This window comes from Thiocapsa imhoffii, from assembly GCF_016583985.1.
GTDB classification, from domain to species: domain Bacteria; phylum Pseudomonadota; class Gammaproteobacteria; order Chromatiales; family Chromatiaceae; genus Thiocapsa; species Thiocapsa imhoffii.
In genome coordinates, this window is sequence record NZ_NRSD01000064.1 from 1 (window position 1) to 2,468 (window position 2,468).

Sequence of the window (2,468 nt, forward strand, 5' to 3'; positions counted from 1 at the left end):
CGCTCCAGGTCAGCGAGCAGCGCCACCGCCCCCGGGAGGGCGCGCTCCCTCTCGAGCAGCACCCCGTAGGCATCGAGCAGAAAACCGTCGTACTGGCGGCGCAGCGATGCGAGATCAGTCAGCGGGGTATCCGGCATCATCGGGCGATCACGCGCGAATCGGGTTTCTTGCATGCGAACACATCGAGACTGTGCAAGTATTCGCTCGCGCTGCAGGGCGTCACGTTTTCGCGCATCAGCGCGCCGCAGCAGGCGCAGGGCGCGTTCACCCGACAGCAAGCTCGGGCTGGCGAAAACACTCGGCAAGAGCACCGATCGCCTCACGGAGGCGCTCGAGCACCCCGGGGAGCACCCAAAAACGCACGCCGAGACCATCCCCGTCAGCGCCCGCTTCGCGGTGCGCCCGGCACAGGGCGATGAAGCCCTCGACGCCGAGGAGACTCAGCAGTCGTCGGAAGTTGTAGCAGTGAACCAATAGGGCCATTTCCCCACGCACCTTCTCGAAGCCGCGCACCAGGAAGTGATCCCAACCCAGCCAGCGCTTCATCGTCCCGAACGGATGTTCGCAGAGGGCAGCGCGTTGGCGCATCGCCTCGGGGGAGGCGGCCATCCGCGCGCGGTGGCGATCCACGGCATCGGCATGCTCGGAGCGGTAGATTTGCCGGCTCGGGGTCTTCTCGGGCAGATAGGCGTCGCGCTGCGGGCACGCCCGGCAGTCGCGCTCGTCGCTGCGGTAACGCTGGCGCAGGACACCGTTCTTGGCCGCGGGCTGCCCGCTCGGCGCGAGGTGCCGGCCAGCCGGGCAGATGTCGACATCCAGCTCGGCGTCGTAGCGGAAGGCGCTGCCGGGCAGGCGACCTTCGGCGTGGGCCGAGCCCTTCTTCTCGGGCAGCGGGACATAGACGGTGAGGCCGCGTGCCTCGCAGGCCGCAATCTCCGCCTCGGTGAAAGAGCCGCCGTCGGCGAGGATCTCCGGAGACGGGACCTCCGCCCCCTCGGGGGCGTTGTCCGCGAGGGCCTGGCGGGACTGCTCGGCCATCACCGTGAGCTGACCGTAGTCGTTGCCGGCGTTGGTGACCTCGTGGGTCAGAATCAGGCCGTGCCGATCGTCGACAACGACTTGCACGTTGTAGCCGGTGACCTGCTTGCCGTTTTTGGTGAGCCGCCGAGCGTCCGGATCGGTGCGCGAGAGCTGCGTCTCGCCGGTCTCGGCGAGGACCTTCAGCTGATCACGCCGGCGCTGAGCACGCTCCTGCAGCGCGGCGAGCTGCTCGGCAGTGAGCGTGGGCTGCGCGGGGTCGGACGCCTCGCCGGCATCGGCGGTGTCGATCGCCTCGTGGTAGTGCTCGATGTCGCGCTCCAGTGCCGCCAGCTCGCGCTCGAGCTGCTGTTTGGTTTTGTTACTGCCCGCACTGGCATTGCCGTTGAAGAAACTGCCGTCCAGACCGACCCGGGTGCCGCCGTACAGCCCCAGCTCACGGCACAGCAGCATGAACTCGCGATTGACCGCCTTGAGCGCCTTGGCGTTGTCTTTGCGGAAATCCGCAATCGTGTGGTCGCCCGGCTGCAGTCCCTTCAGTAGCCACATGACCTCCAGGTTGCGTTGACACTCGGCGGCCAGCCGCCGGCTGGAGTGCACCCGGTTCAGATAGCCGTAGAGATAGAGCTTGAGCAGGTCGGCCGGATCATAGGCAGGTTGGCCCGCACCACCTGCCCCGGCACCGTGCTTGAACCCCAGTTCACCGACATCGACCATCAGATCGACATCGACGCCGATCGCCCGTGCCGGGTTATCCTCTGCGATGTCGTCCTCCACGCTCGGCGGCAGCAACATCGGCTGGCTCGGCTCAAGGCCGCGCTTGTAACGCCGCCCGCGCAGGACATCGGCCAGCGCGGCGGCGGCACGCTTCGGTGCGGGCGGGCCCTCATCCTCGCCCGGCGGCAGGAGGGCGAGCTGCTCGGGCGGCAGATGCGGCGGTGGGCAGGGCGTCGGCATCGGTGCGTCCACGGTCACTCCGGCGGCGGGATCTCGGCGGCGATGCGGCGTATTTTACCACTCCCGCCCCGTTGGTGAGGGGCGGTTGAATATTTGCACAGTCTCTCCAGCGTGGGAGCTAGAGCCTGTGAGAGCCAGAGCTCCACTCGACGGGTTCCGGAAAACTGCTGCAGCGCACATGGCTCCATCATGCCTGGGGAGTGCGAGACTCCAGCCGTGTGCTAAAGTTTGATAGTCACGGCCGCGCCGCCCCGTTATCAGGATCAACCGCACCGATGGACACCGCACACGTCCACGCCTTGTCCGCGCTGCGGTTGGCAGCCGAACGTCGACAACCCGCCCCCGGCGCTGGCCCGCTTCGATCAGCATCCCGGCATCGTCACCGTCAAGAGCTTCTTCCGTGCGCACGGCACCGGCTACTGCGTGATGGACTCTGTCGAGGGGTTGACGCTCAAGCATAGGGCGTTGGCCAT

2 protein-coding genes are annotated in these 2,468 nt (G+C 67.4%); one reads left to right on the forward strand and one right to left on the reverse strand.

Annotation, left to right across the window (positions count from 1 at the left end):
- Window positions 1-264 precede the first annotated feature (264 nt).
- Entirely contained in the window at window positions 265-2,007 is a 1,743-nt protein-coding gene (locus CKO25_RS20565) for an IS1182 family transposase (protein WP_207162425.1), read from the reverse strand.
- A gap of 216 nt (window positions 2,008-2,223) precedes the next feature.
- Between CKO25_RS20565 and CKO25_RS20915 the strand changes: the two genes are divergently transcribed.
- Window positions 2,224-2,468 (forward strand): hypothetical protein (locus CKO25_RS20915; protein ID WP_207162428.1); only part of this gene is annotated, 245 nt, incomplete at its 3' end.